General features: G+C 76.6%; 1 protein-coding gene. It reads right to left on the reverse strand.

Annotation, left to right across the window (positions count from 1 at the left end; translation table 11 throughout):
• Positions 1 to 13: 13 nt before the first annotated feature.
• On the reverse strand, positions 14 to 11,194 hold the full coding sequence (locus PVK74_RS10330) for a type I polyketide synthase (protein ID WP_274478940.1): 11,181 nt from the start codon (positions 11,192 to 11,194) through the stop codon (positions 14 to 16).
• Positions 11,195 to 11,206 lie beyond the last annotated feature (12 nt).

Raw genomic sequence — 11,206 nt, forward strand, 5'->3', positions numbered from 1 at the left:
TTGCGGCTGGTGGTCACGACGTCTCCAGCTCGCGGTCGATCAGGTCGAAGATGTTCTCGGCGGTGGCCGACTCCAGGTCGTCGTCGCCGTCCGCGTCCGCCTGCCGCTCGGTCAGCCGGCCCAGCAGGCCGTGCAGCCGGTCGGTGATCCGGCGGAACTCGTCGTCGGCCGGGTCCAGCCCGACGAGCGCCGCCTCCAGCCGGTCGAGTTCCCGGCCCGCCGCCGACGGCTCGCCGGCCGGGCTCACCGGGGCGAACTGCCCGGCCAGGTGGACGGCGAGCGCCTCGGGCGTCGGGTTGTCGAAGACCAGCGTCGCCGGCAACCGCAGCCCGGTGGCCGCGCCGAGCCGGTTGCGCAGCTCCACGGCGGTCAGCGAGTCGAAGCCGAGTTCCCGGAACGCGCGGGTCGGCTCGATGCCGGCCGGGTCGCCGTGGCCGAGAACGACCGCCACGTGCGCCAGCACCAGGTCGCGCAGGGCGCGTACCCGCTTGTCGTCGGGCAGGGCGCGCAGCGTCTCGGCGTACGCCTGCCCGTCGGCGGCCTCGCCGGCCGCGGCCCGGCGGCCGGCGGCGCGGACCAGGTTGGTCAGCAGCGGGTGTACGGGCGACCCGGGCGCGGCCACGCCGGTGGCGATCTTGGCGGGCATGATTGTCGCCCGCTCCGAGCGCCAGAGGGCGTCGAACAGGGCGAGCCCCTCGGCGTCGGAGAGCGCCGCCATGCCGCCCCGGTCGAGGCGGCGGATGTCGGCCGAGTCGAGGTGGCCCGTCATGCCGCTGGCCTGTGCCCAGCGGCCCCACGCCAGCGCGACCGCCGGCAGGCCGAGGGCCCGCCGGTGCTCCGCCAGCGCGTCGAGGAACGCGTTGCCGGCGGCGTAGTTGCCCTGGCCCGGACCGCCGAACACGCCGGCGGCGGCGGAGAAGAGCACGAACGCGCTCAGGTCGTGGCCGAGGGTGGCCCGGTGCAGGTTCCACGCCACGTCGACCTTGGGCCGCAGCACCGCGGCGAGGCGGTCGGGGGTGAGCGACTCGACGGTGGCGTCGTCGAGGACGCCGGCGGCGTGCACGACGGCGCGCAGCGGGTGCCGCCGGTCCACCATGGACAGCACGTCCGCCACGGCGTCCGGGTCGGCCAGGTCGGCGGCGACGATCGACACGTCCGCGCCGAGCGCCTTCAGGTCGGCGAGCAGTTCGTCGGCGCCCTCGGCGTCCGGGCCGCGCCGGCTGACCAGCAGCAGCTGCCGGGCGCCGTGCGCGGTGACCAGGTGCCGGCAGAGCAGCGCGCCGAGGGTGCCGGTCGCCCCGGAGACCAGGACCGTGCCGTCGAGCCGGGGCGCCTGCGGAATGCTCAGGGCCAGCTTGCCGACGTGCCGGGCCTGGCTGAGGAAGCGGAACGCCTCGGGGGCGCGCCGGACGTCCCAGGTGCGCCGGGGCAGGGGCCGCAGCGCACCGGCGGCGAAAAGCGCCATCAGCTCGCCCAGCATCGCGCCGATCTTCTCCGGGCCGGCCTCGATGAGATCGAAGACCTGGTAGCTGACGCCCGGATGGTCGGCGGCGACCCGCCGCGGGTCCCGCTTGTCGGTCTTGCCCATCTCGACGAACCGGCCGCCGTCGGCGAGCAGCCGCAGCGACGCGTCGACGTACTCGCCGCGCAGGGCGTTGAGCACCACGTCGACGCCCCGCCCGCCGGTGCGGTGGGCGAACTCGTCGGCGAAGTCGAGGCTGCGGGAGGAGGCGAGGTGCGCGTCGTCGAAGCCGGTGTCGCGCAGCGCCGGCCACTTGCCGGGGCCGGCCGTGCCGTAGACCTCCGCGCCGAGGTGGCGGGCGATCTGCACGGCGGCCATGCCCACGCCGCCGGCCGCCGCGTGCACGAGCACGGACTCGCCCGCGCGCAGCCGGGCCAGCTCCACCAGCCCGTACCAGGCGGTCAGGAAGACCACGGGCACGGCGGCGGCGTCGGTGTAGGACCAGCCGTCGGGGATGCGGGTGACCAGCCGGCGGTCGGTGACCGCCGCCGAGGCGAACGAGCCGGAGAAGATGCCCATCACCCGGTCGCCGGGGGCGAGGTCGGCGACGCCCGGCCCCACGCCGAGCACCACGCCGGCGCCCTCGTTGCCCAGCACCTCCTGGTCGGGGACCATGCCGAGGGCCAGCACCACGTCGCGGAAGTTCAGCCCGGAGGCGCGCATCCCGACCAGGACGTGGCCCGCCGGCAGTTCCCCGCCCGCCTCGGGACCGGGTAGCAGGGCGAGGTTCTCCAGCGTGCCCTTTTCGGTGACGTCGAGGCGCCACGGCACCTCGTCGGCGGGCAGCGGCAACACACCGGCGTCGCGGGCCCGGGCCAGCCGGGGCACGAGCGGCGCGCCGTCGCGCAGCGCGAGCTGCGGCTCGCCGGAGGCGACGGCCGCCGGGACGGCCGCCAGGGAGGCGGCGGCGTCGTCGGTGTCGAGCAGCGTGAACCGGCCGGGGTGCTCGGACTGCGCCGAGCGGACCAGCCCCCACAGGGTCGCCCGGGCCAGGTCGCAGGGGGCCTCGCCCGGGGCCGCGCCGACCGCGCCCCGGGTGTGCAGCACGAGCCGGGACCGCTCCAGCCGGGGTTCGCCCAACCACTGCCGCACCAGCGCGAGGGCGTCGCGGGCCGCGTCGTGCGCGGCCTCACCGGCCCGCTGCGGGTCCGGCTCCGCGCCGGAGCGCAGGTCCAGCACCACATCGGGTACGTCCCCGGACTCCCCGATCTCGGCGATCAGCGCCGCCAGGTCGGCGTGGGACCGCACCGGGTGCCCGGCGGCGGCGAGCGCCCCGGCGAGGCCGAGGGGGTCGTCGCCGAGCAGCGCCCAGCGGGCCTCCCCGGCCGCCGCCCCGGTGTCCGTCAACGGCGTCCAGTCCAGGTGGAACACCGACGTGCGGCGCAGGGCGGCGGCCTCGTCGGCCCGGCCCGCGGCGACCGGGCGGAACGTCAGCGACTCGACGGTGGCGACCGGCTGGCCGGCGGTGTCGGCGAGCGTGACCGCGACGGTGTCCGGGCCGAGCGGGCGCAGCCGCGCCCGCAGCCGGGTGGCGCCGTGGGCGTGCAGGGCGACCGAGCGGAAGGCGAACGGCATCCAGCCCGCCCCCGAGGTGTCCGCCGCGTCGCCGAGCAGGGCGGTGACGCCGCTGGCCTGGAGGGCCGCGTCGAACAGGGCCGGGTGCAGCCCGAAGCGGGACGCGTCGGCGCTCGCCTCCTCGGGCAGGGCCACCTCGGCGTAGACCTCGCCGTCGCCGCGCCACACCCGGCGCAGCCCCCGGAAGGAGGGGCCGTAGCCGAGGCCGCCCTCGGCCGTCTGCGCGTACCAGGCGTCCAGGTCGGCGTCGACCTCGACGGCGTCGGCCGGCGGCCACTGCCCCGGTACGGCGGTCGGGGCGGGCGGCTGCGGCAGCAGGAGTCCCTCGGCGTGCCGGGTCCACTCGGCGTCGGCGTCCTCTTCGGGGCGGGAGTGCACGGTGACGCTCCGCTCGCCGGTGTCGGCGGGCGGGCCCACTCGTACCTGCACCTGCACCGCGCCGGTCGCGGGGAGCACCAGCGGGTTGATCAGCGTCAGGTCGCCCACCTGGCCGGCGTCGACCTCGTCGCCGGCCCGGACCACCATGTCGACGACGCCGGTGCCGGGGACGATCACCGCCCCGCCGACGGCGTGGTCGGCCAGCCACGGGTGGGTACGCACCGACAGCCGCCCGGTCAGCACCACCGCCCGGTCGTCGGCGACGGGTACGGCCGCGCTGAGCAGCGGGTGCCCGGTGTCCTGGAGGCCGGCCGAGCCGACGTCGCGTACGCGGTGCGCGGGCGCGTCCAGCCAGTAGCGTCCCCGTTCGAAGGCGTAGGTGGGCAGTGCCACCACGTCGGTCTCGGCGAGGACGGCCGTCAGGTCGACGGGCAGGCCGATCGCGTGGGCGGTGGCGAGGTTGGTCAGCAGCCGCGTCGGGTCGTCGTCACCGCGCCGCAGGCTGCCCAGCGTGTGCCCGGTGACGCCGGCATCGTCCAGGATCGCCGTCACCGGCATCGTCAGCACCGGGTGGGGGCTGATCTCGATGAACGTGGTGTGCCCGGCGGCGACAGCGACGCGCACGGCGGCGTCGAACTGCACGGTCTGCCGCAGGTTGTCGTACCAGTAACCGGCGTCCATCGAGGACGGTTCGACCCAGTCACCGGTCAACGTCGAGACGAGCCGAGTGTGCCCCGGCTGCGGGCTCACGTCGGCCAGGTCCGCGCGCAACTGCTCCGCGACGTCCTGCACCGCCGCCGAGTGCGACGCGTAGTCCACCGGGATCAACCGCGCCCGCACCCCGTCGGCCTGACACGCCGCCACCAGATCCGCAACCGGCTGCGGCGGACCCGACACCACGACCGTCGACGGACCGTTCACCGCCGCCACCCCGACACCCGGGAACGCCGACAGCCGCTCAGCCACCGCCTCCGCCGACAGGTCCACCGACGCCATCGTCCCCGTGCCCCGCAGCACCGTCAGCGCCCGCGACCGCAACGCCACCGCCTTCGCCGCGTCCTCCAGGGAGAGAATCCCCGCCACACACGCCGCGCCGATCTCGCCCTGCGAGTGACCGACCACCGCCGCCGGGGTGACCCCGGCGTGCTGCCACACCGCCGCCAGGGCCATACCCACGGCCCACAGCACCGGCTGCACGACCTCGACCCGCGCCAGCCACGACTCGTCGTCACCCGTCAACACCGACACCAGATCGACGTCCAGGTACGGGGCCAGGGCCCGCTGACACTCCGCCAACCGCGCGTCGAACACCGGCGTCCGACCCACCAAGCCGGCCGCCATCCGCGCCGACTGCGCACCCTGACCCGGGAACACGAACACCGCACTCGTCCCGACGGCCGTACCCGTGACCAGGTTCCCCGCCGGCGCACCAGCCGCCAGGGCGTCCAGCCCCGCCAGCAACTCCTCCGCGCTCGACCCGACCACGACCGCCCGCTGGTCGAACGTCGACCGGGTGGCGGCGAGGGACCAGCCCACCGCCGCCGCGTCCACCTCGCCGTGCTCGCGCACGTACTCCGCCAGGCGAGCCGCCTGGCCGGTCAGGGCGCCCTTCGAACGTCCCGACAGCGGCCACACCACGACGTCGGAGGCAACGAGCCCGGGGCCCTGCTCGGCCGGAGCGGCAGCCACGGCCTGCGGCTCGTCGGCCTGTTCGATGATCACGTGGGCGTTGGTGCCGGACATGCCGAACGACGACACCGCCGCCCGGCGCGGCCGGTCCACCACCGGCCAGGGCCGCGACTGCGTGGCCAGTTCCACCGCGCCGGAGGTCCAGTCGATGTGCGGCGACGGCTCGTCCACGTGCAACGTCGCCGGTACCACGCCCTCCCGCATCGCCAGCACCATCTTGATCACACCGGCGACGCCCGAGGCGGCCTGCGTGTGGCCGATGTTGGACTTGATCGAGCCGAGCAGCAGCGGCTCGCCGCCCTCGCGGTCCTGGCCGTAGGTCGCCAGCAGGGCCTGCGCCTCGATCGGGTCACCGAGCGTCGTGCCCGTGCCGTGCGCCTCGACCACGTCGACATCCGCGCTGCCCAGCCGGGCCCCCGCGAGGGCCTGGCGGATCACCCGCTGCTGCGACGGGCCGTTCGGGGCGGTCAGCCCGTTCGAGGCGCCGTCCTGGTTGACCGCCGACCCACGCACCACCGCCAGGACCCGGTGCCCGTTGCGCCGCGCGTCCGACAGCCGCTCCACCAGCAGCACGCCCACACCCTCGCCCCAGCCCGTGCCGTCCGCACCCGCCGCGAACGCCTTGCACCGGCCGTCGGCCGCCAGGCCCCGCTGCCGGGAGAACTCGAAGAAGGTGCCGGGGGTGGCCATGACCGTGACGCCGCCGGCGAGGGCGAGGTCGCACTCGCCACGCCGCAGCGACTGCACCGCCAGGTGCAACGCCACAAGCGACGACGAACACGCCGTGTCCACCGACACCGCCGGCCCCTCCAACCCCAACGCGTACGCCACCCGGCCCGACACCACACTGGCGGCGTTGCCCGTGGCCCCGAACCCTTCGGCCTGCTCCCCCGCAGCCATCAGCAGGGCCCCATAGTCCTGACCATTCGTGCCCACGAACACCCCTGTTCGCGAACCCCGCAGAACCCCAGGCGCAACCCCTGCCCGCTCGACCGCCTCCCACGAAACCTCCAGCAGCAACCGCTGCTGCGGATCCATCGCCGCCGCCTCGCGCGGCGAGATCCCGAAGAAACCGGGATCGAACTCGCCGGCCCCGTGCAGGAAGCCGCCCTTGTCGGCGTACGTGGTGCCGGGGTTGGCCGGGTCGGGGTCGTAGAGCCGGTCGAGGTCCCAGCCCCGGTCGGTCGGGAAGTCGCCGATCGCGTCGACGCCGTCGGCGACGAGGCGCCACAGCCGTTCGGGGCCGTCGACGCCGCCGGGGTAGCGGCAGGCCATGGCGACGATGGCCACCGGCTCGTCGTCGCCCACGGCGGCCGGGACAGCGACGGGAGCCGCCCCGGCGTCGGCGCCGAAGAGGCCGGCGAGCAGGAAGCGGGACAGCACCACCGGGGTGGGGTGGTCGAAGACCAGGGTGGTGGGCAGCGCCTGCCCGGTGGCGGCGACGAGCCGGTTGCGCAGCTCCACGGCGGTCAGCGAGTCGAAGCCGAGGTCGCGGAACGCGGTGGTCGCGCCCACGGCGGCAGCCCCGCCGTCGTGGCCGAGCACGTCGGCGGCGAGTTCGCGGACCAGGTCGGCGACGGTCTCCTCGCGGCGGGCCGGGGTCAGCGCGGCGAGGCGCCGGCGCAGCGTGGCCGCCGGGCCGTCGTCGCCGTCGTCGGCCGCGGCGCCGCCGTCGAGGGCGGCCCGCGCCTCCGGTACGCCCTCCAGCAGCGGCCGGCGGCGCGCGGAGGCGTACGCGGGGGCAAACCGGGTCCAGTCCACGTCGGCCACCGTCACTGTGACGTCGTCGTGGTCGAGGGCCTGCTGCAACGCGGCCATGGCGACGGCCGGGTCCATGGCGGGCAGGCCCCGGCGGCGCAGGTTCCGCTCGGCGTCGGCGGCGTGCATGCCGCCGTCGGACCATGGGCCCCAGGCGATGGCGGTGCCGGCCCGGCCGTCGGCGCGCCGCCGCCGCACCAGCGCGTCCAGGTAGGCGTTGCCGGCCGCGTACCCGGCCTGCCCGCCACTGCCCCAGGTGGCGGCGATGGACGAGTAGACGACGAAGGCGTCCAGCTCCCGGTCGGCGAGCAGGTCGGCGAGGTGGGTGGCCCCGGCGGTCTTGCCGACTGTCACCCCGGCCAGCTCGGCGGGGGTGACCTCGGCCAGCGGGGTGGCCTGCGCGACGCCGGCGGTGTGCACGACGGTGCGCACCGGCGGGCCGTCGGCCTCGACCCGGTCGAGCAGGTCGGCGAGGGCGGCCCGGTCGGCGATGTCGCAGGCGGCGACGGTGACCCGGGCCCCGAGGCCGGCCAGCTCGGCCTCCAGCTCGGCGGCGCCGGGGGCGTCGGGTCCGCGCCGGCTGACCAGCACGACGTGCTCGGCTCCGGCGGCGGCGAGCCAGCGGGCGGCGCGCGCCCCGAGCCCGCCGGTGCCGCCGGTGACCAGGGCGGTGCCGGTGGGCGTGAACCGGCGCGCCGGCGGACGGTCGCCGAGGGCGGCGCGGACGAGGCGGCGGGCGAAGACGCCGGGGCCGCGCACGGCGAGCTGGTCCTCGCCGGTCGAACCGGTGAGGATCGCGGCGAGCCGGAAGGCGGCCCGGTCGTCGGGGTCGGACGGCAGGTCGACCAGGCCGCCCCAGCGGTGCGGCGCCTCGACGCCGACGACCCGGCCGAGGCCCCAGATCGCGGCCTGCGCCGGGTCGGCGAGCCGGTCGTACGAGGCGGCGGCGACCGCGCCCCGGGTGACCAGCCACAGCGGCGCTGCCACGCCGGCGTCGCCGAGCGCCTGCACGAGGGCGAGGGTGGCGGTCAGGCCGGGCAGGACGGTGCCGTCGGCGGTGCGTGGTTCCCCGGCGAGCAGGGAGACGACGCCGGCGGGCTCGGTGCCGGCGAGGGCCGCCGCGAGGCCGGCCCGGTCGGCGTCCGGCTCCACCGTCAGCGGCAGCACGTCGGCGCCGGCGCCGGTCAGCGCGGCCCGGACGGCCTGCGCCACCGGGTCGTCGGCGTCGTCGGCGGGCAGCGCCAGCAGCCAGGTGCCGGCCAGCCGGGCGGGGGCGGGCTCGGGGGCCACCTGCCATTCCTCCCGGTACCGCCAGCCGTCGAGGACCGAGTGTTCCTGCCGCTGCCGCCGCCAGTCGGCGAGGACGGGCAGCAGGGTACGCAGCGACTCGGCGGCGGCGGTGTCGGTGACGGCGAGGGTGTCGCGCAGCGCGTCGAGGTCGGCGCGTTCGACGGCCGCCCAGAACCGGCGGTCGAGCGCGCCGGCCCCGCCCGTCGTGGTGTCGTCGGCGGGCGCCTCGGCCGGCACCCAGTAGTGCTGCCGCTCGAACGGGTAGGTGGGCAGGTCGACGAGCCGGCCGGGCCGGCCGGCGAGGACGTCCGCCCAGTGCGGCGGCGTGCCGGCGACATGCAGTTGGGAGAGGGCGGCGAGCAGGGCACGGCGGTCCGGGCGGTCCCGGCGCAGCACCGGCACCACCACGGCGGAGGCGGCGTCGGTCTCGATCCCGGCGAGGGTCTCCTGGACGCTGGCGGTGAGCACGGCGTCCGGCCCGACCTCCACGAAGGTGCCGACGCCGTGGGCGCGCAGGGCGCGTACGCCGTCGGCGAAGCGGACCGCCTCCCGGACGTGGCGCACCCAGTAGCCGGGGTCGGTGAGCTGCGCCGGGTCGGCCAGCTCGCCGGTCACGTTGGACACCACCGGCAGGGTGGGGGCGCGCAGGTCGAGGCGGGCGGCGACGGCAGCGAACTCGGCGAGCATCGGCTCCATCAGCGGGCTGTGGAAGGCGTGGCTGACCCGCAGCCGCCGCACCTTCACCTCCCGGCCGGTCCAGAGTTCCGCCAGCTCGTCGATGGCCGCCGCGTCGCCGGAGACGACGACGGCGTCGGGACCGTTGACGGCGGCGACGGCGACCCGGCCGGTCAGCGCGGCGATCGACTCGGCGACCCGGGCCTCGTCGGCGGCCACGGCGAGCATCGCGCCGCCGGTGGGCAGGTCCTGCATGAGCCGCCCCCGGGCGGCGACGAGGGCGCACGCGTCGTCGAGGCTGAGCACGCCGGCCACGTGGGCGGCGGTCAGCTCGCCGACGGAGTGCCCGGCGACCATGTCGGGGGCCAGGCCCCAGGAGCCGAGCAGCCGGTGCAGCGCCACCTCGACGGCGAACAGCGCGGCCTGGGTGAAGACGGTCTGGTCGAGCAGGTCGGCCTCGGCGGTGCCGGGCTCGGCGAACAGCAGCGGCTTCAGCGGCCGGGGCAGCCGGTGGTCGAGGTGGCCGCAGACCTCGTCGAGCGCCTCCGCGAAGACCGGGTACGCCTCGTACAGCTCCCGGCCGGCGCCGGCGCGCTGGGCGCCCTGGCCGGAGAACAGGAACGCGACCCCGCCGCGTTCGGCGGCGGCGCCGGTGACCAGCCCGGGGGCGGGCCGGTCGTCGGCGAGGGCGTGCAGCGCGGCGAGCAGGCCGTCGCGGTCGTCGGCGAGCACGACCGCCCGGTGCTCCAGGGGCGAGCGGGAGACCGCCGAGGTCCAGGCGACGTCGGCCGGGCGCAGGTGCGCGTCGTCGGCGACGTAGGCCGACCAGCGCTCGGCCTGGCGGCGCAGCGCGGTGCGGGTTCGGCCGGTGAGCAGCACCGGCGCGGGCGCGGGCGGCACCGGGTGGTCCGCCTCGACGCCGGCCGGTTCGGGCTGTTCGAGGATGAGGTGGGTGTTGGTGCCGCTCATCCCGAACGACGAGACGGCGGCCCGGCGCGGCCGGTCCACGGCCGGCCACGGCGTGGCCTCGGTGACGAGGGTGACCGCGCCGGCGGCCCAGTCCACGTGCGGGGTGGGCTCGTCGACGTGCAGGGTGGCCGGCACGACGCCGTGCCGCATCGCCAGCACCATCTTGATCACACCGGCGATACCGGCGGCGGCCTGGGTGTGCCCGATGTTGGACTTGATCGAGCCGAGCAGCAGCGGCGCGGCGTCGCCCCGCTCCCGGCCGTACGTGGCGAGCAGCGCCTGAGCCTCGATCGGATCGCCGAGGGTGGTGCCGGTGCCGTGCGCCTCCACCACGTCGACCAGGTCGGGGGTGAGCTTCGCGCCGGCCAGGGCTTGCCGGATGACCCGCTGCTGGGACGGGCCGTTGGGGGCGGTGAGGCCGTTCGACGCGCCGTCGGAGTTGACCGCCGAGCTGCGGATGACGCCGAGCACGGGGTGGCCGTTGCGGCGGGCGTCGCTGAGCCGTTCCAGCAGCAGCATGCCGACGCCCTCGGACCAGCCGGTGCCGTCGGCGGAGGCGGCGAACGACTTGCACCGGCCGTCGGCGGCGAGGCCGCGCTGCCGGGAGAACTCGACGAACGGGCCGGGGGTGGCCAGCACGGTCGCGCCACCGGCCAGGGCGAGGCCGCACTCGCGCTGGCGCAGCGCCTGGCAGGCGAGATGGATGGCGACCGACGCCGACGAGCAGGCGGTGTCCACGGTGACCGACGGGCCTTCGAGGCCGAACGTGTACGCCAGCCGACCGGACACGACACTGGCGGCGGTGCCGGTCAGCACGTACCCCTCGACGCCGGGCGCCCGGTGCAGCACGGCGGCGTAGTCCTGCCCGGAGGTGCCCACGAAGACGCCGGAGCGGCTGCCACGCAGCGACAGCGGGGCGATGCCGGCGCGTTCGAACAGCTCCCAGGTGACCTCCAGCAGCAGCCGCTGCTGCGGGTCCATGGCGACCGCCTCACGCGGCGAGATGCCGAAGAGCGCAGCGTCGAACTGCCCCGCGTCGCGCAGGAACCCGCCGGCGGTGGTGTACGAGGTGCCGGCGTTGTCCGGGTCGGCGTGGTAGAGCCGGTCCAGGTCCCAGCCGCGGTCGGTGGGAAAGTCGCCGATGGCGTCCCCGCCGGACGAGACGAACTCCCAGAGCTCCTCCGGCGAGCTGATGCCGCCCGGGTAGCGGCAGCTCATCGCCACGATCGCCACCGGCTCGGACTCCTCGGCGGTGACCTCGCGCAGCCGTTGGCGGGTCTGCTGCAGCTCGGCGACGACGCGCGTCAGGTATTCGCGCAGCCGATCTTCGTCCGCCATGACATCTCGCTT

This window comes from Micromonospora chalcea (assembly GCF_028768405.1).
Classification (GTDB): Bacteria; Actinomycetota; Actinomycetes; order Mycobacteriales; family Micromonosporaceae; genus Micromonospora; species Micromonospora chalcea.

Excerpts from the sequence above, each read along its gene's own strand:
- PVK74_RS10330 (WP_274478940.1), bottom strand. The coding sequence starts at position 11,194 with ATGGCGGACGAAGATCGGCTGCGCGAATACCTGACGCGCGTCGTCGCC.